Source organism: Gelatiniphilus marinus (assembly GCF_042684345.1).
GTDB classification, from domain to species: Bacteria; Bacteroidota; Bacteroidia; order Flavobacteriales; family Flavobacteriaceae; genus Gelatiniphilus; species Gelatiniphilus marinus.
Genome location: NZ_JBHULK010000009.1, coordinates 11,944 through 35,682 on the forward strand (window position 1 = coordinate 11,944; position 23,739 = coordinate 35,682).

At 35.8% G+C, this 23,739-nt stretch carries 23 protein-coding genes; 4 read left to right on the plus strand and 19 right to left on the minus strand.

Annotated elements, in window-relative coordinates; all coding sequences use genetic code 11:
* Entirely contained in the window at positions 1-816 is an 816-nt protein-coding gene (locus ACFSQS_RS15430; RefSeq protein WP_388021018.1) for a mechanosensitive ion channel family protein, read from the plus strand.
* 88 nt (positions 817-904) lie between these two features.
* Here the strand turns inward: ACFSQS_RS15430 and tsaB are convergent, their stop codons facing one another.
* The 14 genes from tsaB to cyoE all read right to left on the minus strand — a co-directional run bounded on the left by tsaB (position 905) and on the right by cyoE (position 13,190).
* Positions 905-1,585, minus strand: a complete 681-nt coding sequence (gene tsaB / locus ACFSQS_RS15435; RefSeq protein WP_388021020.1) for a tRNA (adenosine(37)-N6)-threonylcarbamoyltransferase complex dimerization subunit type 1 TsaB — start codon at positions 1,583-1,585, stop codon at positions 905-907.
* Between the two features lie 113 nt (positions 1,586-1,698).
* Entirely contained in the window at positions 1,699-3,027 is a 1,329-nt protein-coding gene (locus ACFSQS_RS15440) for a TolC family protein (protein ID WP_388021022.1), read from the minus strand.
* A gap of 16 nt (positions 3,028-3,043) precedes the next feature.
* Positions 3,044-4,159 (minus strand): efflux RND transporter periplasmic adaptor subunit, encoded by a 1,116-nt coding sequence (locus ACFSQS_RS15445; protein WP_388021024.1) that lies wholly within the window; start codon positions 4,157-4,159, stop codon positions 3,044-3,046.
* A 12-nt stretch (positions 4,160-4,171) separates the two neighbouring features.
* Positions 4,172-5,416, minus strand: a complete 1,245-nt coding sequence (locus ACFSQS_RS15450) for an ABC transporter permease (protein WP_388021026.1) — start codon at positions 5,414-5,416, stop codon at positions 4,172-4,174.
* Positions 5,417-5,418: 2 nt separating this feature from the next.
* Complete coding sequence (locus ACFSQS_RS15455; RefSeq protein WP_388021028.1) at positions 5,419-6,648, minus strand: ABC transporter permease; 1,230 nt, start codon at positions 6,646-6,648, stop codon at positions 5,419-5,421.
* The gene (locus ACFSQS_RS15460; RefSeq protein ID WP_388021030.1) at positions 6,641-7,342 is read right to left on the minus strand and encodes an ABC transporter ATP-binding protein; all 702 of its coding nucleotides are present in this window, start codon (positions 7,340-7,342) and stop codon (positions 6,641-6,643) included. Before ACFSQS_RS15460 ends, ACFSQS_RS15455 begins: the two co-directional genes overlap by 8 nt.
* A 96-nt stretch (positions 7,343-7,438) precedes the next feature.
* The gene (locus tag ACFSQS_RS15465; RefSeq protein ID WP_388021032.1) at positions 7,439-7,660 is read right to left on the minus strand and encodes a hypothetical protein; all 222 of its coding nucleotides are present in this window, start codon (positions 7,658-7,660) and stop codon (positions 7,439-7,441) included.
* A gap of 92 nt (positions 7,661-7,752) precedes the next feature.
* Positions 7,753-8,286: a DUF420 domain-containing protein gene (locus ACFSQS_RS15470; protein ID WP_388021034.1), complete on the minus strand. Its 534-nt coding sequence runs from the start codon at positions 8,284-8,286 to the stop codon at positions 7,753-7,755.
* Positions 8,287-8,337: 51 nt separating this feature from the next.
* Positions 8,338-9,081 (minus strand): SCO family protein, encoded by a 744-nt coding sequence (locus ACFSQS_RS15475; protein WP_388021036.1) that lies wholly within the window; start codon positions 9,079-9,081, stop codon positions 8,338-8,340.
* Positions 9,082-9,175: 94 nt separating this feature from the next.
* Positions 9,176-9,892, minus strand: coding sequence for a hypothetical protein (locus ACFSQS_RS15480; RefSeq protein ID WP_388021038.1), 717 nt, complete (start codon positions 9,890-9,892; stop codon positions 9,176-9,178).
* A 113-nt stretch (positions 9,893-10,005) separates the two neighbouring features.
* A complete protein-coding gene (locus tag ACFSQS_RS15485; protein WP_388021040.1) occupies positions 10,006-10,386 on the minus strand; it encodes a cytochrome C oxidase subunit IV family protein in 381 nt (126 codons plus the stop codon).
* A 55-nt stretch (positions 10,387-10,441) separates the two neighbouring features.
* Positions 10,442-11,419: a cytochrome c oxidase subunit 3 gene (locus tag ACFSQS_RS15490; RefSeq protein ID WP_388021042.1), complete on the minus strand. Its 978-nt coding sequence runs from the start codon at positions 11,417-11,419 to the stop codon at positions 10,442-10,444.
* A 293-nt stretch (positions 11,420-11,712) separates the two neighbouring features.
* Positions 11,713-12,294 (minus strand): cytochrome c oxidase subunit 3, encoded by a 582-nt coding sequence (locus ACFSQS_RS15495; protein ID WP_388021044.1) that lies wholly within the window; start codon positions 12,292-12,294, stop codon positions 11,713-11,715.
* A gap of 2 nt (positions 12,295-12,296) precedes the next feature.
* Positions 12,297-13,190 (minus strand): heme o synthase, encoded by an 894-nt coding sequence (cyoE, locus tag ACFSQS_RS15500; RefSeq protein WP_388021046.1) that lies wholly within the window; start codon positions 13,188-13,190, stop codon positions 12,297-12,299.
* 169 nt (positions 13,191-13,359) lie between these two features.
* Here cyoE and ACFSQS_RS15505 point away from each other — a divergent pair, with 169 nt between their 5' ends.
* Positions 13,360-14,256 (plus strand): MBL fold metallo-hydrolase, encoded by an 897-nt coding sequence (locus ACFSQS_RS15505; protein WP_388021048.1) that lies wholly within the window; start codon positions 13,360-13,362, stop codon positions 14,254-14,256.
* 73 nt (positions 14,257-14,329) lie between these two features.
* On the opposite strand, the gene ACFSQS_RS15510 is transcribed toward ACFSQS_RS15505, so the two are convergent.
* Together ACFSQS_RS15510 and ACFSQS_RS15515 are read right to left on the minus strand one after the other, a co-directional pair.
* Positions 14,330-15,958: an OmpA family protein gene (locus ACFSQS_RS15510; RefSeq protein ID WP_388021050.1), complete on the minus strand. Its 1,629-nt coding sequence runs from the start codon at positions 15,956-15,958 to the stop codon at positions 14,330-14,332.
* A 135-nt stretch (positions 15,959-16,093) separates the two neighbouring features.
* Positions 16,094-17,608, minus strand: a complete 1,515-nt coding sequence (locus tag ACFSQS_RS15515; protein ID WP_388021052.1) for a GH3 auxin-responsive promoter family protein — start codon at positions 17,606-17,608, stop codon at positions 16,094-16,096.
* 164 nt (positions 17,609-17,772) lie between these two features.
* Between ACFSQS_RS15515 and ACFSQS_RS15520 the strand changes: the two genes are divergently transcribed.
* Positions 17,773-18,567, plus strand: a complete 795-nt coding sequence (locus ACFSQS_RS15520; RefSeq protein WP_388021054.1) for a DUF2797 domain-containing protein — start codon at positions 17,773-17,775, stop codon at positions 18,565-18,567.
* Between the two features lie 63 nt (positions 18,568-18,630).
* On the opposite strand, the gene rpsU is transcribed toward ACFSQS_RS15520, so the two are convergent.
* The 3 genes from rpsU to ACFSQS_RS15535 all read right to left on the minus strand — a co-directional run bounded on the left by rpsU (position 18,631) and on the right by ACFSQS_RS15535 (position 22,396).
* On the minus strand, positions 18,631-18,825 hold the full coding sequence (rpsU, locus tag ACFSQS_RS15525; protein ID WP_388021056.1) for a 30S ribosomal protein S21: 195 nt from the start codon (positions 18,823-18,825) through the stop codon (positions 18,631-18,633).
* Between the two features lie 70 nt (positions 18,826-18,895).
* A complete protein-coding gene (locus tag ACFSQS_RS15530; protein WP_388021058.1) occupies positions 18,896-21,565 on the minus strand; it encodes an AsmA-like C-terminal region-containing protein in 2,670 nt (889 codons plus the stop codon).
* A gap of 126 nt (positions 21,566-21,691) precedes the next feature.
* Positions 21,692-22,396, minus strand: a complete 705-nt coding sequence (locus tag ACFSQS_RS15535; RefSeq protein ID WP_311937372.1) for a queuosine precursor transporter — start codon at positions 22,394-22,396, stop codon at positions 21,692-21,694.
* Positions 22,397-22,588: 192 nt separating this feature from the next.
* Here ACFSQS_RS15535 and folK point away from each other — a divergent pair, with 192 nt between their 5' ends.
* The gene (gene folK / locus ACFSQS_RS15540; protein ID WP_388021061.1) at positions 22,589-23,737 is read left to right on the plus strand and encodes a 2-amino-4-hydroxy-6-hydroxymethyldihydropteridine diphosphokinase; all 1,149 of its coding nucleotides are present in this window, start codon (positions 22,589-22,591) and stop codon (positions 23,735-23,737) included.
* The last annotated feature ends 2 nt before the right edge of the window (positions 23,738-23,739 follow it).

Genomic DNA, 23,739 nt, shown 5'->3' on the forward strand with positions numbered 1-23,739 from the left:
ATGGATTTACAAAACATCGACACAGAAAAGTGGCTAAGGTTAGCTATGGACTACGGGTTAAAAATCTTAGGAGCCATTCTTATCTGGATTATTGGCTCGTGGCTAATTAAAAAAATATTAAAGACATCAAAAAAATTAATGTCTAAAAGAGAATATGATGAGAGTCTTCAAAAATTCTTATTAAATCTTTTAGGTTGGATATTTAAAATTGTTTTAATCGTTGTTGTTTTAGGAACCGTTGGGGTTGAAACCACATCGTTTGCTGCCATTTTAGCGGCCGCAGGTTTAGCCATTGGTTTAGCCTTACAAGGCTCGTTGGGTAATTTTGCTGGTGGTGTTTTAATTATGATTTTTAAGCCGTTTAAAATTGGCGATTTAATTGAGGCACAAGGCGAAATTGGTGTTGTAAAGGAAATTGAGATCTTTACCACAAAATTAACAGGGCTTTCAAATAGGGAAATTATTATTCCGAATGGATCGTTATCAAACGGTAACATTATTAATTACACAACCGAAGGCACACGTAGAGTTGACTTAACTTTTGGTGTTGGTTACGATTCTGATATTAAAAAGACCAAAGCCGTTTTAATGCAAGTTTTAACCTCGCATCCTAAGGTTTTAAAAGATCCTGCACCAACGGTTAACGTATCTGAGTTGGCAGATAGTTCCATTAATTTTGCGGTGCGCCCATGGAGTACAGCCGATGATTATTGGGATGTTTATTTTGGCATTACCGAAGATGTAAAAGAAGCACTAGATAAAGCTGGTATTGAAATTCCTTACCCACATCAAGTTGAAATACATAAAGAAGGTTAAAGCCAATTCTAAAAAGGAGCAGACTTCAAACTCGAAAAATTATTTTCAGACCTGTCTGGTTTTTAAAACCAGACAGGTCTTTTTAAATTTAAGATGAAGACTTCGGCTTTAAAGCCACAAAATCTTTTAAATAATAAGGTTCAAAATAAGCGACATCTTCAAAGTCGTTTTTTTTGTATTTGTTATAAGCTAATAAACTCATTTCGTTTGAAGAAGGCAGTTTGTCTTCAATAAAAATAGCATTTGGATGATTAACAAGTGCCTTTGTTTTTTCAACACCATTACCAATAAAAGATACTTTGTGGGTTTCTAAATATTCCGCGAAAGCGTTATTATCCAAAATTTGGGCTTGGGTTTCTCTAATTTGAATATAATTTGCAGCAAAAGTAGCAGCATATACTTCCATGCGTCTGGCATCTAGCATGGCAACAATTACGCCATCGCCTGTTTTAACTTGATGTGCTAAAGCCTGTAAAGTTGGTACAGAAATTAGTGGTTTGTCCAGAGCAAAACAAAGCCCTTTTGCTGCCGAAACCCCAATGCGCAAACCCGTATAAGATCCTGGGCCTTTGCTAATGGCAATGGCATCTAATTGTTTTGAATTGATGTTGGCTTCTTTTAAAACCTTATCTATAAACAGGTGGAGTTTTTCGGCATGCGAATAGTTATTGTTGTAATCTTCTTTTAAAACAATGGTTTCTCCATTTCGCGAAAGCGATACCGAGCAATTGGTTGTTGCGGTTTCTATATTTAGTATAAGTGTACTCATAAAGTTCTTTTTTGAAATTCAAAAATAAGAATAAATAAAAAAGAAAGACCTGTCAAGTCCCGAAGCTTCGGGATAAAAACCTGACAGGTCTATATTATAAAGTAATCAATAATTTAATCAATTAAAGATTTGCCCATGTAAAAATCTAACACTTTGGTTTTAAAAACAAAATCGTATTTAGCATTTATTAGTGATGATTGTGCATTTATAAATTGCACTCTGGCTTGTTCTAAATCGAATGCCGTGATATTACCTATGTCGTAACGTTCTTTTGAATTATTAAAAGCTAACTCTTGCGATACTAATGATTTTTGAGCTGCATCGTAAGCTTTAAATGCCGCTTGAGCATCGGTATAGGCGCGTTGGATATTTGATTCTAAATCTAATTTTGCTTGGTCTAAACGTAGTTTGCTATTGGCTTGTTGAATTTTAGATTTGGCAACAGCCGTTTTATTTTGAAACCTTGAAAAAATTGGAATATTAACACTTAGGTTGAAACTATGTGATTTTTGATTGTTTAATTGATCTAAAAAGGCAGCTTCGTTTTTTATAATATTAGAATAGAAAGCATTGGTGTTAAAGCCATAACCTAAAGTTACACTTGGTAAAAAACCACTTTTAGATATTTGGGTGTTTAATGCTGCATTTTCAATATTTTTTTCTGCTATTTTTATTTCGCTTCTGTTGTTAAGGGCGTAATTTAAAACAGGTGTAACATTGCTGTACAATAAAGTTTCAGATGGTGTATCTATGTTTATAATTTCTACCTCAAACCCATCAAACGGTACTTGTAGTAACTGCGATAAGGTAAGTAGCGCCAAATTATAGTTGTTTTCTGCTATTGTAACCTGTTGTTCGTCTCTGCTTAATGTGGCTTCGGCATCATATATATTAGCCTTAGGTTGTACGCCGGCATCAACCAAATTTTGCACTTGTTCAAGTTGTTTTTTGCTAAAATCGAACTGCGCTTTTGCTGTTTCTAAATTTTCTTTATTAAAAAGTGTGTTTAAATAGGCATTAACAACGTTTAAAGAAATATCGTCTTTAATTTTACTGAGTTCTAATTTACTTATTTCTAGATTTAAATTGGATTGTTTGTACAGGTTTGTTAGTCTAAATCCATTAAAAATAGTTTGGTTGGCACCAACACCAAATCTGGTGCTATTTGAAGTTCTATCAACAATTACTTGAGTTTCGCCAATATCAATTCGTTGCGTTCCTATGCCTAAGCTATGGCCAGTGCTTGCGCTTACCGATGGTAAAAACTGCCCTTTTGCTGCTAAAATGTCCTGTTCGTTTAAAAGCAGTGAGTTTTCGCTTTGCTTTATCGAAATATTGTTTTCTAGGGCATGGGCTACACATTCTTGCAACGTCCATTTTTTTTGTTGTGCAAATGATGAAGCAGTAATTAGCAACACACAGGCCAGTAAACAGTTTTTCATATTTAAGAAACTAAAATTAATCATTGTCATCTTCGTTATCTTTTGATGCTTTATTCCAAACTTTAATTTTGTCGCCTTCTTTTACGCCTTCGGTTATTTCAACGTTAATGCCATCGGATAAACCAAGGGTTACATTTTCTTTTCTGTATTTATTATCGCCGTCTAATATTTCAACAAAGGGTTTTTCGGTAATCCTGTTGTATTGCAGCAAGGCTTCCCGGATTGCCAAAACGCTATCTTTGGCTTCAATATCGATTTCGGCATTGGCACTGTAACCCGCTCTAATATTGGTGCTTTGTTCAACTTCTACATCGGCTTTTATGGTAAACTGTACGGCACCGTTTTCTTCTTGGCCTTTGGGCGCTACAAAGGTTAGTGTTGCAGGAAATTCTTTGTCGTTTATGGCACCAAGCAATACTTTAATTTTTTTACCTTCTTGTAGTTTGCCAACTTCGGCCTCATCAACTTTCCCTTCAAAAATCATAAGGCTCATATCTGCAATGGTAGCAATGGTTGTTCCGGCATTAAAGTTGTTGCTTTGAATAACTTGATCGCCTTCGCGCACCGGGATCTCTAAAATAGTGCCCGGTATTTGCGCTACGATATTGGTGTTTGCAGTACTGCCGCCCGAAATAGAACCGCGTTTTATAATTTGATAATCGTTTTGTGCTTGCCTTAACGATTCTTGGGCTTGGTTAAACGAGAGGGCACTGTTCTCGAAATCTTGTTGGGAAATTACGCCTTTTTCAAAAAGAGCTTTGTTTCTATCATATAGTGTTTTGGCATTATCAAAAGACAATTTAGATGATGAAATTCTACTTTTTGCACTTACCAAACTTTGCTCGTTGGGTACGACTCTAATTTTTGCTATCAAGTCGCCTTTTTTAACAATATCGCCTTCTTCAACAAGTATCTTATCTACTATTCCGGAGATTTGAGGTTTCAATTCAATCTCTTCTTCTGGATTTAGTTTACCTGTTGCCACCGCTTTGGTGTTTATGGATGTGAAAAAAGGTTCTTCCACTTTAAAATCTTCAATGGATTTTGAGTTGGCGTCTTTAAAGTACTTCAACACGAACGCTAATAGTATAATAACTACTAGTACTAAAATAATTTTTACTGTTTTATTCATTTTTCAGATTGTTTATTCTTCTCTTAATGCTTCAATGGGTTTTATGCTGGTGGCTTTAAATGCGGGTATTAAGCCAATTAAAGTCCCTAATATTACTAATATTATTAGTGCTATAAACACGACTGCAATGGACACGGATGCGTTTACTATGGTGGCCTCGGGGCCTTGTCCAAAAAAGTAGTCTAATAAAATTAAAATCCATCCGCCAGATATTATTCCAAATAAGCCAGCTACTAAGGTTAAAAACACCGCCTCGACCACTATTTGCCTTTTAATCTCGAATGGTGTGGCACCTAAGGCACGCCGCACACCTATTTCTTTGGTGCGTTCTTTTACTGTAATGAGCAGTATGTTGCCAATGGCAAACACGCCGGCTATTAAAGTGGCAATACCCACAAACCATGTTAAAAACTGCATACCCGTTAAAAAACCGGTAACTTTTGCAAATTCTTTGCCGAGGTTAAAACTGCCAAATGCACGCTTATCGTTGGGGTGGATGCTGTTTAGGTTTTTTAGTAACAGTTTGGCGTCGTTTTCTATTTGTTTAATATCGAATTCTGGTTTTCCGGTAATCATCATCCAACCAATTTGGTCGCCTTGGTTGTAGATTTGCTGAAAGGTGGTGAAGGGGATATGAATATCGGATGTTGGCCCCATATTAACATTCCCGTTTTCAAACATGCCCACAACTTTAAAGTTTATGCTGTTGATTTGAATGTATTCGCCAATAACGTTTTCGTCTTTTTCAAAGAGCTGTTTATAGATTTCTTCTGAAATCACCGCTATTTTTTTATTGTCATCTATATCGTTCTGGTTGATAAACCTGCCGTGGATTAGTTTTTTCTTTTGGACTTGATCCAACAACGGATAATCGCCATTAACCCCAAAATTACCTGACAGGAATTTTCTAACTACTTGGGCTTGGTTTTGATTTCTGGGGACGACAAACTCAATACCTTCAACATTTTCTTCAACTTTTTTGGCATCAGATAAAGTTAATCGTACCCTTTTGCCTTCTTGAAAGCCTTTAAAGGGTTTACTGGTACTTTGCCCCCAAACAAATACGCTATTGGTTGCAAAACTGCCAAACAATCTATTAAAAGAATTCTCTAAACCTCTGGCAGAACCCAACAATCCTATTAACAATAAAATGCCCCACCAAACGCCAACCATGGTAAGTATGGACCTTAGTTTGTTTTTGCTAAAGCTATCGAAAACTTCTTGCCACGTATCTCTATCGAATAAAAATTTAAGCATATTTAATCGTTTCTTAGTGCTACAATTGGTTTTATTTTCGATGCTTTTTTTGCTGGTAAATACCCTGCAATTGCGCCTGCCACTATTAATGTAATGGTTGCTCCTATTACAAGGCTATTGCTTACACCTGGGTCTTTTATAAAATAGTCAACCAAATAGGGTTTAACAAGTTCTAAAACACCAACGCCAATTACCAAGCCTACATAGCCGGCTATGGCTGTAATTAAAATAGATTCCAATAAAATTATGGATACTATAGATCTGGGCGAAGCGCCCAAAGCTTTACGTATGCCAATTTCTTTGGTGCGTTCTTTTACAATAAAAATCATAATGTTACTTATACCTACAATGCCAGCAATTAAAGTACCAAAGCCAATAACCAAAATAATTACGGTTAATCCGCCTGTCATGGCATCGACTTGTTTTGTGCCTTCTGCCATATTGCGCACCCTCACTGCTCTTTGGTCGCTTCTTGCAACAGAAAAGCGGTCTTTAAGTTTTCTTGTTAATAGGGTGCTAAAAGCCAATGCTTGGTTATAATCCATCTCTGGGTTATAGGTTAGGTTTATTTGATCGATGTAATCGTTGTTGCCATATAAATGTTGTGCTGTTGTTACGGGCATGTAAATTATGCGTTCTTCGTTATCGCCGCCATCGTCTGTAAAAACGCCCACTACTTTATACTGTATGCCGTTTAGGTTTATGTATTTGCCAATAGCTGTGGTTTTTAAAAATAAATCTTCTTCAACCAATCTGCCAATTACAACTACTTTTGTTCTGTTTTGCAGATCGTTTTGATTGATGTAACGTCCTTCTTTTATTTTGGTTTTTTCTAAAAATTGATGGTCGGGATGTACGGCTCTTAAATTATAACTGTTCTGCTGGTTCCTAAATGAAGCTTGTGCGTTTCTGTAAATCCGTGCTGTAATAAATTCAACTTTATTGCCAAATTCATCTTTTACATAATTAAAGTCTTCGTTTTTAAATTGAATACGTCGTCCTGCCTGCAGGCCTTTGTGTGCTTTTGTGGTTCTGCCCGAACGGATAAAAATGGAGTTATTGGCATCATCTACAAAGGCTTCGGCAAATGTGTTTTTCAATCCGTTTGCAATACCAAAAAGAATGGTAAATAACAAAATGGCAAACGCTACTGTAAACCCAGACAATAAACTCCGGGTTCTGTTTTTATTGATACTTTGAAATATTTCGCGCCAAAGGTCTAAATCAAACATATTGTTCTGCTCTAACCTGATTTACTTTTTTGTCTTCCATAATAACACCATCGCGCAACCTTACAATACGCTTGCACATGTTGGCTATGTCTTCTTCGTGTGTTACCATTAAAATGGTTTTGCCTTCATCGTTTAACTGCTGGATGAAAGCCATAATCTCGTAAGATGTTGTGGTGTCTAAAGCTCCTGTGGGTTCGTCGGCCAATAATAATTTAGGGTTTGCAGCCAAGGCCCTGGCAATGGCGACACGTTGGTTTTGGCCTCCGGAAAGTTCTTTTGGCAAATGTTGTGCCCAATCTGCCAATCCTACTTTTTCTAAATGAAACAAGGCTAATTCTTGGCGTTGTTTGCGTTTCATGCCTTGGTAATATAACGGAAGTGCTACGTTTTCCAGGGCATTTTTGTAATTTATAAGGTTGAAGGACTGAAAAATGAATCCTAAAAATTTATTCCTGTAAACGGCCGCTTTTTTTTCGGTAAGGTCTTTTATTGGTAATCCATCCAATATATATTCGCCTTCATCAGCTTCATCCAACATACCAATAATATTCAACAATGTAGATTTTCCTGAGCCCGAAGAGCCCATTATGGCTACCATTTCTCCGGCTTCTACATTAAGGTCTATGCCTTTTAAAACATGTAAACTGGAATCGCCTATGGGATAAGACTTGTGAAGCTGACTGATTTTTAACATGATTAATTATTTTGATTGACAAAGGTTAAAGCCACTGCGCTTTGCAGTTAGACCAATAATACAAAGAAATGTTACAATATTTGTTAAAAAAAGTTTTTATTGTTTTTTTAACGTCTTGTATTTCTTGTAAATTAAAAAGATTACTGCAAACACTAAAATATAGGGTACAGCCATTAGGTAAACAATACCATCGTTAATACCCTGTGCCGCGGTTTGCCCTTCTTCGGTCTCTAAAACAGCTCTACACATGGCGCATTGGGCGTTTGTTTTAAGAAACAAAAAACAAGAAAAGAGAAAAAAGATGGTTTTACGTTCCATAATTAAGTTTTAAAAGACCCCGATCTTATTGAGGTTAATTCAACTTGACTAATTTGTGTTAGTTTTTCTGTACTTCATAAATTAGAGTTTCATTAATAATACGGCGAAATCATAATATAAACAATAACGCCCGAAACCGCCACATAAAGCCAAAGCGGAAATGTTATTCTTGCTATTTTTTTATGCTTTTCGAAATTGTTTGTAATGGCCCTAACATAGGTAATCAGCACGAAAGGGATGACTACAATGGACAATAAAATATGGGTTAGCAAAATAAAATAATATACATATTTTATGGCACCTTCGCCACCAAATTTTGTGGAGTCGCTGGTTATGTGGTAGGCTATGTACATAAGCAAAAACAGTGCAGAGCACCAAATGGCAGTTGTCATTAAATTTTCGTGAAGCACCCTGTTTTTCTTTTTAATGGCTATAAAAGCGATTACTAAAATAACCGATGTTAAGCCGTTTATGGTTGCATAAATTGGTGGCAAAAAGCTTAAGGGTTCTACATTTGGTATTTTAACACTAAACAATGCAAATACTACAATTGGGATAATTATAGATAATGCAACAATTAATTTATTGTATTTTTTATCGTCTAAAACAGGGTCTTGATTATTCATTTTTCAATGTCATATTATGTGATTCTGAAACTGGTCCAGAATGACTAAAACTTATTCGTTTAGCAATTTTTTAATATCTTCTTTTAGTGCGCTAATTTCTTCTTTTACGCCATCTTCATCTACTTGTTCGGCCTCAGAAACAATGCCTCGGTAATAAATTATGGGGTTGCCGAATTGGTCTTTTCTCGATCTTATAAATCCGTTTTTATCGATTAAGGCAAAATTGCCCGAGTGTTCGAAACCGCCCTCGACTTCGGCGTTTTCGCCGGTATATAAATTAAAACCTTGGTTTGCCAATTTGTAAATGGCGTCTTTGTTACCGGTTAAAAAATGCCAATTGGGGTTGGTTACGCCGTAATGTTCCGCGTAAGCGTTAAGGATTTCTGGCGTATCGTAATCGGGGTTTATTGTGAATGATGCCACACCAAAATCTTTAAAATCTTTGAATGTATTTTGAATTTGAACAAGGTTGGCGTTCATGCGTGGACAAATGGTTGGGCAGGTTGTAAAGAAAAATTCGATAATATATACCTTACCCTCGTAGTCTTTATGGGTAATGGTTTTTCCGTTTTGGTTTGTAAACGAAAATGCGGGTACTTTTTTGGGCTCGCCATTAATTTCTATGAATGTTAAATCTGTGCCCGACACTTTTCTATCGGTTGCAAAGTCGCTCCTGCTTTCGTTACGCGTTACATCGTTATTAGAAATGCGGTCTATTATTATTGGAATAAAAATGATTCCGAAAACAAGTATGATAAAGGAAATCCCGATATACGAATAATTTGTTTTTTTCATTTTCAACTTTTATTTTATTTCCTGTAAGGAGGTAATCTTTATTTTTATACTTTTAGTTTTGTACTTGGGCCGTGCTTGGTGTAACAAAACTGTTTTAATTGGTTTCGGTCTTTAAATTGGTTGCCCGTCGTGTTTCAGAATTAAATTCACCTTTACGCTTTTGCCTGTATTCTGTAAATAAAATACGTAAATCGTCGCTCATTTTATTTTTAATTTCGGCCACCTCAATACAATCGTAAGCGTTTAGACTGTAAATGGGTTTGTTTTTTTCTATTTCGTTTTCTGTTCTGTCGTCCAGCCTTCCGCGTTGATTAAGGTCTTTATCTATAATAAATACGTGGTTTGTTGATAGGTCTTGATTGAGATTTATTTTAGGTTTTAAACTATAAAATAACCGTTGTATATCATTTGGTTCGCCAAAAACAAAATGCCAAAATTTTAAATTTTCGTAAGTGCTTATTTCCCTTTTTAGTTCTTTAACGGCTTGCTCTGTGCCTTTTGGTGCGACAATTACGATTTGAAACTTTTTAAAGCCCTTAAACTTATCGTACACCAATTCCTTTAAATTGGAGCTTGGTATAAGCTTTTCCATGGGTTTGTGGCCTAAAAACCCTAAAACGGTTATGTGGTTTTTTAAAGCGACAGCATTATTGGTATCGGGCAAGAGGCCTTGTATATCGGTTACGTTTTCGTGTACAACATCTAGCGGTTGGTAGTTGTGTGTTGCCGGGTACAAAAACAATAAAAACGTTACCGGAAGAAAGAACAAAACTCCTAATACTGTATAGCGGCTTATTTTCTTGTAATCCATTTAAATGTTTGCGTTATATTTTACCTTGAAAAGGTGTTTAGCAAAAATAAAAAAGGTGGCTCTTAAAACCACCTTAAAACTGTCTTTTAACACATTATTATCGTGCTGGGTTATTAAAAATCTTTTTTCAAGAGGCCTTCTTTAAAAACATCAAAAATATAGCCGCCTTCTTGCAATAAAATAAATGTCATGTATAAAATTAAAATGGTGCCTGTCCAGACTACCATACGCCTTAAGCCTTTGCTTTCGTCGCGCATGTGCATAAAGTCCCAGGTAATGTAATAGGCTTTTACAATGGTTAAAATAATGAATATCCAGTTTAATAATTTCATGTTCATTACTTCTGCCATTAAAACATCTGGTTTGTATATGCCCAATATAACTTCAATAGCCGTTACAATAGATAATAAAATTAATACGCCCCAAATTTTTTGAGTGTTGGTTTTAAACTTAATTAAGCCTCTAAATATTTCTAATTTGTGTGCTTGTGCCATGTTATGTGTTTTAGATTCGCTTGTTTAAAGGAATGAAAAATAAATTCTGAATTAATTATACCAAATAGAAGAATGTAAATACAAACACCCATACTAAATCTACAAAGTGCCAATAAAGGCCTACTTTTTCTACCATTTCGTAGCTTCCTCTACGTTCGTAAGTTCCCAAAACCACGTTAAAAAATATAATAATGTTAAGTATAACGCCAACGGTTACGTGAAAACCATGAAATCCGGTAATAAAAAAGAAGTAGTTTGCAAATAGCGTTGGGCCGTACTCGTTTTGTATTAAGTTGGCGCCTTCTACAACATTTTTGCCTTTGGTTTTCAGTTCATTTATCGAGGCCGCTCTAGAAAGAATGGTTTTATGTCCATTTTCGTCAGAGTATGTTGTTTTAACCAATAGGTTGGGGTTGGCTTCAAAACCTGTTATAACCTCGTTAAGCGTAAAACTTGTTAGTGGTTTTTCATCGCTGTACCACAAGCCGTTTTTCCTTAAATGCTGTTCTCGATTAGTGGGTTGCGCAATGGCAAAATCTTTTAAGGCTACGCGTTTTCCGTCGTTATCAACAAACTGTATAATGTTTCCTCCATGGGTTCCAACAGCGCCATAAGTGCCCTTTATAAATGTGGTCCATTCGTAAGCTTGCGAACTTAAAAATATAATACCGCCAATAACGGTAAGGAACATATACAAGGTTGTTTTTGCTTTATCCATTTTATGGCCTGCATCTACGGCAAGTACCATAGTAACAGAAGACATGATTAGAACAAAGGTCATAAACGCCACAAAAATCATGGGGTAATCGCCATGTATAAAAGGAACGTGGGTGTAAACATCGTCTGCAATAGGCCAGATATCGGCGAATTTGAATCTCGAAAACCCGTAAGCCGCTAAAAACCCTGTAAAGGTTAAAGCATCAGATGCGATAAAAAACCACATCATTAGCTTACCGTAGCTTGCTTTAAGAGGTTGGTTGTCACCGCCCCAAGTTTTTTCATTTGTTTCAGTGTTTGCAACTGTAGTGCCCATATATGTGTTGGTTGTTTATTAGTGTAACAAAAATAATCAATTTATTTTTCTAATAAAATTTACTGCTTTAAAAATCTTTTGGGCGTTCCCTGCGCTTAATTCCTGCAAGGTTAACACTATCGGCTCCGCTCAGTGTGGTAACCCTTGCAGGAATTGCTTCGGTCGGGCTTTCGGTAGTCGCTTCCGCTTCCGATAGCTATCGGAAGCGGCGAGCTCCAACAATACCTCAATCCCTAACGCGCTACCTGTTAAGGTCTTGTAGAACAGCTAATTAAAAACTGTCTTTAAAGGTGTTATCTAACAAAATATAAAAACAAAAAGAGATACACCCACAGTATATCTATAAAATGCCAAAAAGTTGCAGCGAGCTCAAAACCCAGCATATTGCCTGCTTGGTACTTTTGTTTAAAATGATTATAAATTACAAACAACAAACAAATTAGTCCCACGGCAACATGTAAAATATGTACAATGGCAATCAAATAGATGTAAGACATCGTTACATTGCTGGTTGGCCCTGTAAAATTATAGCCTAAATCTATAATTTGCTGAAAACCTATAAACTGGAATAAAATAAATGCTATACCTAAAACCAAGGTAGCCAATAGCCACAAAGTAACGGCTTGCAGTTGGTCTTTTTTTAAGGCTCTTTTGGCCAGAATAAAAGTTAAACTGCTTATTAAAATAACAGCCGTACTTGTTATAAAAGCATTTGGCAAAATAAAATCCTTTAACCAATCGGGTCTGGAGCTGCTTACTATAAAAGCACTTGTCCAACCGGCAAACGACATAATAAGTGATACAATACCAAACCAGAGCATCATTTTTTTGGCTCTATTTTTTTTCTCCTCTAAAGTTCCTTGAGTTAAATCCATGGTTATCTAATAAATTTATCGATTACATAAACAATTTGCACTAGCGAAATATAAGATACACTAACCAGCATTAATTGTTTTGCCGCTTGAACAGTCATTAATTTAAATAAGCGAATGGCATAATACAGCATCCATAATCCTAAAAGGAAAACAATACTCGCCGCCACAACAGACAGTTCTAATTTTCCAGTAAATCCAAACACAGGAATTACAGAAACTATCAAGGTCCAAATGGTGTACATTAGGATTTGTACAGCAGTGCCTTTGTCTTGTTTTCCAGTGGGAAGCATCACAAAACCGCCTTTTTTGTAGTCATCAAATAAAAACCAGCCAATGGCCCAAAAATGGGGGAATTGCCAAAAAAACTGCAATGCAAATAAAGTGCCAGGTTCTATGCCAAAATTATCTGTAGCAGCAACCCAGCCCAACATAAATGGAATAGCCCCAGGAATGGCGCCAACAAATACAGCTAAAGGTGTTTTGGTTTTTAAAGGTGTATAAACACAGGTGTATAAAAATATAGAAATTGCACCAAACATAGCGGTTTGCTTGTTAATGCTATATAATATTATAATGCCTAATAAGGTAAATATAGAGGCTATTATAAACGCGGTATTAACTGCCATTCGGCCTGCGGGAATAGGTCTGTTTTTAGTGCGGTTCATTAGCACATCTAAATCCTTTTCTATAATTTGATTAAAGGCGTTTGAAGCACCAACCATAAAATAACCTCCAAAGGCTAATAAAATTAAAGTCTTAAAATCTACGGTTTCTGCACCCAATAAATACCCAGAAACAGAAGAAAACACCACGCTTAATGCTAATCGCATTTTAGTGATTTCTTTAAAATCCGAAATTAAAGAATGTGTTGCTATTGAAGATTTAGAGTTGCCCAACTTGGTCGTTTTATAACGCGAGTGCAAAGATACCTTATTGCGCTAATTATAGCAATGCTTTTTATGTCTAAAAATTAAAGACGCATAAAGTTATTGGGTAATAGAGGTCTTTGCTACCATGGTAATTTGTATTTTTATGTTGTTACTAATACTTAAAAAAATTAAAAAAATGAAAACACTTAAAGTCATTTGTTCGTTTTTTGCCTTTTCAATTGTTTTTTTTACTTGTGCCCAAAACAACAATGTTGAAATAAAGACCCATAAACTTACCGATAATATTTATATGCTGGTTGGACAAGGCGGTAATATTGGCATCTCGGTTGGGGATGATGGTATTGTTATGATAGATAGCCAGTTTGCGCCATTAACCCCTAAAATTTTGGATGCTATAAAAAGCATAAGCGACAAGCCCATAAAATTTTTAATCAATACCCATTGGCACCACGATCATGTTGGTGGTAACGAAAACATTAAAAACCAGGGTGCTGTTATTGTGGCGCACGATAATGTAAGAAAGCGCAAGAGCGTAGATCAATTTGATAAATACCGCGATGTAAAAAGATCTGCTTCTCCAACAAAGTTGCCGCTGGTTTCGTTTTCTGAAAACATGACGTTTCATATGAATGGTGAAGACATTATGGTTTTCCATGTAGATAATGCACATACTGATGGCGATGCCATGATTTATTTTACCAAAAGCAATGTGCTGCACATGGGAGATACTTATTTTCAGGGCAAGTACCCGTTTATTGATATATCTACAGGTGGTAGCGTAAATGGCTATATCGATGCCGTTAAACAGGCCTTACTACTTGTTGACGACGACACTAAAGTTATTCCGGGCCACCTAAACCTTTCCAATAAAAAAGAATTATCCGATTATCTAACACTCTTGAAAACAATTAAAACCCGTGTTTTGGAAGAAATTAAAAAAGGAAAAACCCAAAAAGAAGTTACAGAAAACACTGCCATAACCAAAGAATATACAGCTTTAAATTATGGCGATTGGTTTATTAACGACGAGCAAATTCGACGTACTTTTTACATTAGCTTAACCCAAAAATAGCTTTATAGCATTTTGGTTGTTGTGTTTTAGGTGTAATGGTTTACACTTGCAACAATGCCAAACGACTGTTTTTTTAGTCTAAAATAACAAACTCGATGCGTCGGTTAGATTGGTGTTCTTCGTCTGAGCAGGATTTTGTTTTACAGTCAATTAGTGGTTTTGTTTCGCCAAAACCTTTTGATGTTAGCCTGTTTTTGGCAATCCCCTTATTAATTAAATAAGCTGCAGCAGATGCGGCTCTTTTGTCTGATAGGCTAAGGTTGTATGCAGTATTGCCCCTAATATCGGTATGTGCATTTATGGCTAACTTAATATGGGGTTTGGCCTTAAGTACTTTTAGAATTTTGTTTAAAGCAATTGTAGATTCTTCTTTAATGCTGTATTTGGCAAAATCGAAATAAATGTTTTCCAATACTATTCTTAATTCGTCATTAACTTTCGCAATAACAGGTTCGGTTGTATTTAGTTCTAAATCTTTGTTGTATGTTGTGTTATAAGCTCTATTAGCCAAAAACTCGAAAGTGTAGTCTTTAAAACCATCTTTTTGGGTATTTAATGTGTAACGCTCAAAAGGCGAAATGTTTTTAAAACTAAAGGCTCCAGAGGCGTCTGTAAGTTGCCTACCAACTTCGGTTTGGTCTTCATCTTTTAAAATAACCAGCGTATTTGGGAGCTTTATTTGGGTTTCTAAATCGATAACTTTTCCTTTAACGGATTGAATAATCTCATCGTTAACCGCCGTATAAATATCAAAACTGCCTTTGCCGTTTGGCTTGTTAGACGAGAGGTAACCTTTGTTTTTAGCAGCCAGAAAATAGGCGATTTCGTCGTAGCTTGTATTTATGGTATTTCCTAGGTTTCTTGGTGCTTTAAACGAATCACTAAGAATTCTACTTACAAACAAATCATAACCACCAAAGTTTTGATGCCCTTTAGACGAAAAATACAAGTACTTCCCATCAATAGAAACCGACGGGTATTTTTCATCAGAGGTAGTGTTTATTGCATGCCCTAAATTTACAGGCGTGCCCAATGTGCCATCGGCATTAACGTTTGCAACATATATGTCGTAGCCTCCAATAGATTCTGGCATGTTCGACGAGAAATAGAGTCTGTCGCCTTTACGGTTTAAAAAAGGTGTTTCGATAGAAACATTGTTTTTGTTTATTGCTAACAATTCTTCATTTACCCAATTGCCGTGAGAGCCTTCTTCTAGCGTTGCTTTATATAGTTTGTATTCAAGCGAATTGTGTTTGCTGCTTCTGGTAAAGTAAACGGTTTTTTGGTCTGGAGAAAAGGTTAGTTGGTCTTCGCTGGCATTGGTGTTTAGTATTCTTGAAAATAATAAAGGCCGGCTTAAAACCCCGTTATCACTAATGTCTAGGCAAAATAAATCTTTAAAGGCCTCGTTTGTATTAGAGTCTATTTTTGTCAATCCGCCTAACTTTTTAGACGAAACCATAATGAGTTTGTTTCTAAAAAAACCAGTGCCAATTTCAGAGTATTTGGTGTTTACTCCGGCATCCAATACCTCAAAGCCAAAACCATTGGCGCCAATATCGTTTGAAGGGTTTATTGTGTTTGGAAAAGTTAAAACGGGCTTACTTGGGCTGCTCAGGTTGCTTGCAATAACGTTTGCCGTATTCTGGCCAAATAAAAAAGCTGAAACAAGACAAACAGCAACGAATAATCTGGTTTTCATTTTGGTGAGGGATTTATGGATTAAGTCAGTATTTAAAAATAAGCCTAAAGCCCTTTCAAAAATAAAATTTACTAGACCAATTGTCATTTAATTCGTTGATAAATTGTTTTTTACTTTTTTTTAAAAGAATTATAATCAAGAATTTAAACTCAGCAGGTCGTCCATATAATCTCGGGTATTAGAGAGCCTGGGTATTTTGTGCTGGCCGCCTAATTTGTTGTTTTGCTTAAGCCAATCGTAAAACAAATGAGGTCTTGCCACATGAATTTTAGGTTTGTTAAGTGTTAAATTGTTGTAGCGCTTAGCTTCGTAATCTGAGTTTGATGCTTTTAATGCATTGTCGAATAGTTCGTTAAAATAGTTGAGGTCTTTTGGCGGTGTTTTAAACTCTATAAGCCACTCGTGAGCTCCTTTTTCTTTGTCTTTCATAAAAATTGGAGCTGCTGTATAATCTACAATTTCGGCTTTGGTACGTTTGCATACTTTTTTTAGGGCGTCTTCTGCATTTTCAATAATAAGTTCTTCGCCAAATACATTAATATGGTGTTTGGTTCTGCCAGAAACTTTTATTCTGTATGGGTTTAGCGAAGTAAACCTAACGGTATCGCCAATTTTGTAGCGCCACAAACCGGCATTGGTTGTAATAACAACGGCATAGTTTTGATTGAGTTTTACTTCGCTTAACGGAATGGCTTTTTCTTTGGAAGAACCGTAAATATCCATAGGGATAAACTCGTAAAAAATGCCATAATCGAGCATCAATAATAATTCTTTTGAATTGTTTTGGTCTTGAATGGCAAAAAAACCTTCTGAGGCATTATAAATCTCGTAATATTTAAAGTTGTTTTTTGGCAGGATTTTTTTGTATTGGTCCACATAAGGCGTAAAGCTAACCCCGCCGTGAAAATAGACTTCTAAATTTGGCCAAATATCAAATAAACTCTGTTTTTCTGTGGTTTCTAAAACAGTATTTAAAAGTACAAGCATCCACGAAGGTACCCCGGCTAAACTGGTTACGTTTTCGTTTATGGTTTCATTAACAATGGCTTGCATTTTAAATTCCCAATCGCTCATTAACGATACTTTGTTGCTTGGTGTGCTGCTAAACTCTGCCCAAAAGGGCATGTTGTCAATTAAAATAGCCGATAAATCGCCAAAAACAGTACCGTTTTCTTTGTACAATTCTTTGCTTCCGCCTAAGCGTAAACTCTTACCGGTAAATAATTGCGAATCTTCGTTATTGTTAAGGTACATGCATAATAGATCTTTCCCTGCAGCGTAATGGCACTCTTCTAAAGATTCTGTACTTACCGGGATAAATTTGCTCTTGGCATTGGTTGTGCCGCTGGATTTTGCAAACCATTTTATGGGACTTGGCCAAAAAATATTGTTTTCGCCACGGCGCGAACGCTCAATTACATCTTGCCAACCTTCGTAGTTTTTTATGGGAACACGCTCTGCATATGTACTGTAATTGGTAATAGATGCATAATCGTATTGCTTACCTATTTCTGTGTCTTTCGCCGTTTTTATTAGACTTAAAAGCAGTTCGTTTTGTACTTCGTTGGGGTATTTTAAAAACAATTCGATTTGATGAAACCGCTTTTTTAAAAACCAAGATGCTATAGAATTTACTAAAGGAATTGGCATATTTATTTTATCTTTAAAATCTTAAAAATAAGACTTTTTTTATGAATTGTGTATCTAAAATTAACATTTGGTTTTTTTAAATAAATGTTTGAAATTTTGATGCGAATTCCCGAAAGTCATTCTATTTTTATTGCATTTAACAACCATTAAAAAATATTAAGCAAATGGCCTATCAAGGTGTTTTAACGAAAATGGAAACCGAGTTTTTACAACCTGTTGAATACTATCTCGTGTTTGAAAACGAATTTTTAAACATGAACCAGTTGTTGCACAAAAGTATTACCATAGAGTTTGTTAAGTATCAATGTTTAAACTGTGGTTTAAATAAACCCATTTATAGGCAAGGGTTTGATAGGCAATGTTTTTTTGAAGTGCCCCAAGCGGCAGATTGGATTATGCGCCCCGAGTTAAGCACCGCACATTTAAACAAAGAAGACCGCGATTTAACGTTCGAAAAAAAAGTACAGCTGCAACCGCACATTGTATATTTGGCAAATTCCAGCAATGTAAAAGTAGGCGTTACCAGAAAGCAGCAAATACCAACACGTTGGATAGACCAAGGCGCGCACGAAGCTATTGAAATTGTAGAAGTGCCCAATAGGTATCTGGCAGGCATAACCGAAGTGGCCCTTAAAGATTATGTGGCCGATAAAACCAATTGGCGAAAAATGCTTAAAAACGATGTGGAAGATGAAGATTTAGTGCAATGGCGCGAGCAATTGAAGCAATATATTCCTGATGAGGCTAAAGACTATTTTATTGAAAATAATACGGAAACCAATATAGAATTTCCTGTTTACAAATATCCTGTAAAGCCCAAAAGCCTCAATATTGTTAAACAACAGCAATACACCGGAAACTTGGTAGGCATAAAAGGTCAGTATTTAATTTTTGAAGACGATACCGTTTTTAATGTTCGTGCCAACGAAGGTTTGGTGGTGCGTATTACCGTAAATTAAAAACCCTATTTACTGTTTACAGAAATAGGGTTTTTGTTTATTTTAATAGGGTTAAAAAAAAGACTAAATCTCTTCGTTATCTCTAATAGATTGTATGTATTGCGCTTTTTGGATTTCGCGACGTCTTTTAACAGAAGGTTTTGTAAAAAACTGACCGTCTCTTAAATTCTGCATCACTTTAATATTTCTGTGCTTTCTCTTGTAGCGTTTTAGAGCTCTTTCGATGTTTTCGCCGTCTTTAACAATAATTTTTAACATAAATATAGTGTATTATTTTTTAGCATTCCCCAAAAAGGGATGCAAAGGTGGGTTATTTTATTGTTAAATCCTAATTTATAGTGTCTTGTTTGTTTTTTTTGTTGCCTAATAGTCCGCCAAGTATATTTTTAACGGCCTTGGTAGTGTTTGTTTTTGTAGAATCTGTTGGAGTTTTGTTACCTCCAATAATATCTCCCAATACATTTTTAACCGTATTGTTTTGTTCTTTTTTAAGCGAGTCGGTTTTGGTTTTATTGTTGCCTATAACATTGCCAATTAGGTCTTTAACCTTGTTTTTGCCTTGGTTTAGCAGTTTTTGTTTTTCAATCTCAATAAGTTGCTTTGTTAGGTTGCTAATGCCACTGGTTAAATCGGTTTTTATGGTCGGATTTGTATAACTACCCCCAATATTGGCCGTAACCGGAATAGCAATGTTTTTAGCTTCTTCGGTATTAATTCTTCCAATTAACTGGTTGATCTCACTACCTAAATATTTTGCGGGTACGTTAAAAATAGCGCTGTAATTTAGGGTTTTATCGAAACCGTGGGAGCCCGAAACGTTAATTACAATATCATCGTATTTTATTTGAAATGGTTTTACGCTTACCTGCCCATTGGCGAATTCCAGTTTGGTTTTTAAATCTTTTAAATCCAATTTTTCAAAGTCTATAAAATTTAGTGCGCCTTCAAGTTTTGTTATCAATTCACTTTGGTTTGCGCCAATTCGAGTGGCTAACAATTCTGCGAAAGCGTTACCAGAAACACTACTTAAATCTGGCGAAAACTCATTGTCTAAATATCCAGTAAGATTAATGTTTGTATTTAGTTTCCCTGCTAATATTTTGGCAATTGGCGCTAAATTTTGAAGCAATTCCAAATTATCGAACGATTGCGCAATATCGAACCCATTGGCACCCAAACTGAAATTAAAAGTAGGTGTTTCGCTTTTTGTTGACACATCGCCGGTAATAGACAGCGCACCATCAAAAATACTAGACGTCATGTTTTTTAAGGTGGCTTGCTGGTCTTTAATTAACAGCGAGCCTTTTACATCCTTTAAATTTAAATTATTGTAAACCACGGTTTTGGCATCGGCATTAATGGTGCAATCTAAAAAGGCGGGGATTTTTAAAGATTCGGTTTTCGATGAGGTTTTGTTTTCAGCGGAAGCTTTGTTTTTAGTCATAAAATCACTCACTTTAAATACGTTGGAATTCACGTTAAAATTCCCTTGCAAGGTGTTGTCGCTCAATAAAAAACCCAGTAGATTTTTAATGGTTCCGGTAGCGTTTAAATCGCTATCGCCCGTTTTGGCTTTAAAATGATTTAACGAAACCGTTCCCGGATTAAAGGTCAGATCTGCTTTTGAAATATGAATGGGGTTTACAATATCTTCCGATGAAAACACAAAATCGGTAATGCTGGCCAAACCGTTATTTTTAATGCGCTGGTAAGCATTGGTTTCAATGGCTTTCATATCAAAAGCCGTGTTGATTTTTCCTTTTAAAATACCGCTCAACGCATTATCCAATTCAATGGGATACACTTTGGTAATGTTGGCTAAATTTAAAACGCCGTCAATATTGGCGTTAACCAACATGTTTTTGGTGATGTTTTTTAAGGTTGCCGACGATTTAAACACATCGTCATCAATTTTAAAATTTAGTTTTTCAATGGCTACAAACGTATCATCTGCATTGCCCGTTGTGTTTTTTATTGATGTGTTTATGGAAATATTGCTCACGCGTTTTGGCAAATCGGGATATTTAAACGAGGCGTTGTTTGATGTGATATTAATGTTAAAACCAGGAATGGTCTCATCCGAATTCAAGCCTTTTATAATGCCGCTTATTTTAAAATCGCCGGTAGTTTGAACATCGTCGATATTCTTGGAATAGGCTTTTGGAATAACCGCCAAGAAATTTTTAAAATCAGATTCCGGGTTTTTAAAAGTGATATCGATCTCCTGTCCGTTTTCCAACAGCTTCACAAAACCTTGAAACTCCAAAGGCAAATCGTTAATAAAACCTTTGTTTTCTTTAAAGGTGTAAATACTGTTGTTTAAATCCAACCCAATTAAAGCATCCAGTTTTACGGGGTTGTTGCTTAAATAGGTGGTGCTATCCATGGTAATGCTCAAATTGGCTTCACTTTTGGTATTTAATTCTGACGCTTCCGCGGAAAAAATACCGTTGCCGGTATGGTTTATTTCAGATACGTGGATGATCATATTTGAAGCTTCATCCAAATACGTTAACGCACTATTGTTGATGCTGTACTCTTCAAGATTAAAGGAAAAACTACTTGATGGCGTTTCGGTTGAAGCTTTTTCGTCTGCTTTGGCAATATCATAATTAACATCGCCAAATTTATTTGTTTTTAAGGTTAATAAAACTTCGTCCGCATCAATGGAATTTACGGTTATAGGGTCTTCGCTCGCCGTTTTAAACAGCTCTTTAATAGGCATGGTAAACGCTATGTTTTTTGCCGTGGCCAAGGTTTCGTCTTTAAAAGGCGCAAAATTGGTAATAACCAAATCGCTTACGCTAACATGGGCTTGCGGGAAGCTACTGATGAAACTTAGGCTAACATCGCTAAACTCTACTTTGGCATTGACGTTCTCGTTTATAAATTGCTTAACCATGTCTTTAATCTGGCCTTGAAACGCAAAAGGAATTGCAATTAAAAGTACAATGATTATTAGTAATGTAATGCCAATAATTTTTAAAGATTTTTTCATAGAAAAATATTTTTTTTGTTTCCGTGAAAACGGAAATCTTTACTTTTTTCGCTTATAAATAGATACGCAAAAATGATGTTAAAAGATGAAACTTACTTTTTATATATGTTAATTTTTTCAGAATTTTTAGAGCAAATCTATCTCTTCATTTACCTTTAAATTAAAACGTTTTCTGAATAAATAAACACCCAAATACAAAAAAGGCGTGTCGCAAGCGGCTACAAAAACCTTAAATAAAAACCCGCTAACCAATAAGCCTTTAAAAAGACTCCAGGGCAAAACCTCGAAAAAGCACAATAGAAAAACAACCGAAAAGGTATCGACAAATTGCGATAACCACGTCGAGAAATTGTTGCGCAGCCAAAGGTATTTGCCACGGGTTAGTTTTTTCCAGAAATGATAAATTTGAATATCTACAAACTGCGCAAATAAATAGGCCGTCATGCTGGCGCCAACGGCTAAAATGGTTCGGCCAAATACTTTTGTAAAAATAGAATCGTTAATGGGCGAATCTGCAAAAGCGGGTACCACATCGGCAACATAAACAATTAATACCGAAAACAAAGAGGCAAAAATACCGGTAACCACTACTTGATTTGCCCGCTTTTTACCGTAAATCTCGCTAATTAAATCGGTGATTAAAAAGGTAATGGGATAGGGTAAAATACCAACCGAGACAATAAAAAGTTTGCTCCCAAAAACCTCAATGTCCAACGGGTGCCAATAAAAAAACTTTTGAAAAATCAAGTTTGAAACCACCAACGATGTTATAAATAGCGCCCCTAAAAGCATGTAAATACGCTGTGCCGCAAGTTTGTCTTTTAATGTCATATAAATTGTGAATAAATAATTTGTTGTCAGTTCGAGTGATGCGACGCAGGAGCATTGTATCGAGAACTTGTCTAATTCAATATACTTATTTAATAGTTTTAAATTTTGATTTATTGGGAGCTAATAATTGTGAATAAATCATTAATGTAAATATAAAGTAAACCATTTACTTTTAGTTAATTTGCTTTCTCAATGAAAAAACCAACTACATTTTATATTGCTTTGGGCAGTAACAAAGGCGATAAATTGAAGAATTTGCAAAGTGCCGTTGACGCTATTTATACCAAAATCGGGCATGTAAAACTTATTTCCAAAGTTTATAAATCGCCCGCTATTGGTTTTTGTACCGAAGCTTTTGTAGAAGATTTCTTGAATTGTTGTTTGGTTTTGGAGTCCGATATGCAGCCCCAAAATGTGCTACGGGAATTATTGGCCATCGAAACCGCTTTGGGGCGTACGGCAAAAAAAGGAACGGGCTACGAAGCCCGAACCATAGATTTGGATATTGTTTTTGCCGAAACCGAAGTTATCGACACAAAAACCTTGAAAGTGCCACACCCCGAAATGGAAAAACGCAGGTTTGTTTTGCTGCCTTTAAATGATATTGCTTCTAAAATAAAGCATCCCGTAATAAATAAAGAAGTATCGGTTTTATTAGATGAATGTGAAGACGAGTCGGTTTTAGAGCCCATTAATATTTGGTTGAAAAACCCGAGCAAGCAATTTAACTTTTCAAAATACAACTACATTGCCATAGAGGGGAATATTGGCGCAGGAAAAACCAGTTTAGCCACTAAAATGGCGCACGATTTTAATGCGAAACTTATTTTGGAACGTTTTGCAGATAATCCGTTTTTGCCTAAATTTTACGAAGATGCACAGCGTTACGCCTTTACTTTGGAGATGAGTTTTTTGGCCGATCGCTACCAGCAAATATCAGACGATTTATCGCAGCTCGATTTGTTTAAAGATTTTATCGTGAGCGATTACGATGTGTTTAAATCGCTTATTTTCGCGAAAATTACTTTGGAAGAAGATGAGTTTATGCTTTACCGAAAGCTTTTTAATTTGATGTACAAAGATTTAAAAAAGCCCGAGTTGTATGTGTATTTATACCAAAACACCGAACGGTTGCAACAAAACATTAAAAAACGCGGACGCGATTACGAGCAAAATATAGGCAATGATTACCTGGAAAAAATAAACACAGGCTATTTAGAATTTTTAAAAACCCAAACCGATTTTAACGTTAAGATTATTGATGTTTCTGAAAGGGATTTTGTTGAAAACAGAGCCGATTATTTGTGGGTATTGGGCGGTATTTGCGGTGGTGCATTTTAGCA

Coding starts and splice junctions, on each gene's coding strand:
- ACFSQS_RS15440 (WP_388021022.1), bottom strand. CDS start 3,027: ATGAAAAACTGTTTACTGGCCTGTGTGTTGCTAATTACTGCTTCATCA.
- ACFSQS_RS15515 (WP_388021052.1), bottom strand. CDS start 17,608: ATGCCAATTCCTTTAGTAAATTCTATAGCATCTTGGTTTTTAAAAAAG.
- ACFSQS_RS15475 (WP_388021036.1), bottom strand. CDS start 9,081: ATGAAAAAAACAAATTATTCGTATATCGGGATTTCCTTTATCATACTT.
- ACFSQS_RS15430 (WP_388021018.1), top strand. CDS start 1: ATGGATTTACAAAACATCGACACAGAAAAGTGGCTAAGGTTAGCTATG.
- ACFSQS_RS15530 (WP_388021058.1), bottom strand. CDS start 21,565: ATGAAAAAATCTTTAAAAATTATTGGCATTACATTACTAATAATCATT.
- ACFSQS_RS15470 (WP_388021034.1), bottom strand. CDS start 8,286: ATGAATAATCAAGACCCTGTTTTAGACGATAAAAAATACAATAAATTA.
- folK (WP_388021061.1), top strand. CDS start 22,589: ATGAAAAAACCAACTACATTTTATATTGCTTTGGGCAGTAACAAAGGC.
- ACFSQS_RS15485 (WP_388021040.1), bottom strand. CDS start 10,386: ATGGCACAAGCACACAAATTAGAAATATTTAGAGGCTTAATTAAGTTT.
- ACFSQS_RS15520 (WP_388021054.1), top strand. CDS start 17,773: ATGGCCTATCAAGGTGTTTTAACGAAAATGGAAACCGAGTTTTTACAA.
- rpsU (WP_388021056.1), bottom strand. CDS start 18,825: ATGTTAAAAATTATTGTTAAAGACGGCGAAAACATCGAAAGAGCTCTA.
- ACFSQS_RS15535 (WP_311937372.1), bottom strand. CDS start 22,396: ATGACATTAAAAGACAAACTTGCGGCACAGCGTATTTACATGCTTTTA.
- ACFSQS_RS15460 (WP_388021030.1), bottom strand. CDS start 7,342: ATGTTAAAAATCAGTCAGCTTCACAAGTCTTATCCCATAGGCGATTCC.
- ACFSQS_RS15480 (WP_388021038.1), bottom strand. CDS start 9,892: ATGGATTACAAGAAAATAAGCCGCTATACAGTATTAGGAGTTTTGTTC.
- ACFSQS_RS15455 (WP_388021028.1), bottom strand. CDS start 6,648: ATGTTTGATTTAGACCTTTGGCGCGAAATATTTCAAAGTATCAATAAA.
- ACFSQS_RS15510 (WP_388021050.1), bottom strand. CDS start 15,958: ATGAAAACCAGATTATTCGTTGCTGTTTGTCTTGTTTCAGCTTTTTTA.
- ACFSQS_RS15505 (WP_388021048.1), top strand. CDS start 13,360: ATGAAAACACTTAAAGTCATTTGTTCGTTTTTTGCCTTTTCAATTGTT.
- ACFSQS_RS15490 (WP_388021042.1), bottom strand. CDS start 11,419: ATGGGCACTACAGTTGCAAACACTGAAACAAATGAAAAAACTTGGGGC.
- ACFSQS_RS15445 (WP_388021024.1), bottom strand. CDS start 4,159: ATGAATAAAACAGTAAAAATTATTTTAGTACTAGTAGTTATTATACTA.
- tsaB (WP_388021020.1), bottom strand. CDS start 1,585: ATGAGTACACTTATACTAAATATAGAAACCGCAACAACCAATTGCTCG.
- ACFSQS_RS15465 (WP_388021032.1), bottom strand. CDS start 7,660: ATGGAACGTAAAACCATCTTTTTTCTCTTTTCTTGTTTTTTGTTTCTT.
- ACFSQS_RS15495 (WP_388021044.1), bottom strand. CDS start 12,294: ATGGATTTAACTCAAGGAACTTTAGAGGAGAAAAAAAATAGAGCCAAA.
- ACFSQS_RS15450 (WP_388021026.1), bottom strand. CDS start 5,416: ATGCTTAAATTTTTATTCGATAGAGATACGTGGCAAGAAGTTTTCGAT.